We start from the raw sequence: 213 nt of genomic DNA, 5'->3' as shown, positions 1-213 counted from the left end.
GCCGGCCACGGTGGTGACCGCGCCGATGCCGAGCGCCAGCCACCGGCCGTCGACGCCCTGGGCCAGCGCGCCGCGCAGGTCGCCGGCGCCCCGGCGGCGCGCGACGCTGGCGGTGGTGCCGTAGGCGAGGAAGACGCACAGGCCCACGGCGGTCTGCAGCACCACCGCGGCGATGCCCAGACCGGCCAGCTCGGTGGTGCCGAGCCGGCCCAC

The 213-nt window shown here is 79.8% G+C and carries 1 protein-coding gene; it reads right to left on the bottom strand.

Annotated features, from left to right (window positions below; translation table 11 throughout):
* The coding region (locus tag QWJ41_RS21760; RefSeq protein WP_302710583.1) for an MATE family efflux transporter at positions 1–213 on the bottom strand (213 nt) is incomplete at both ends.

Origin of the sequence: Nocardioides cremeus (assembly GCF_030518195.1) — a bacterium.
GTDB classification, from domain to species: Bacteria; Actinomycetota; Actinomycetes; order Propionibacteriales; family Nocardioidaceae; genus Nocardioides; species Nocardioides cremeus.
The sequence above is the reverse complement of the archived record's forward strand: the minus strand, read 5'-3'. Positions and strand labels throughout refer to the sequence as shown.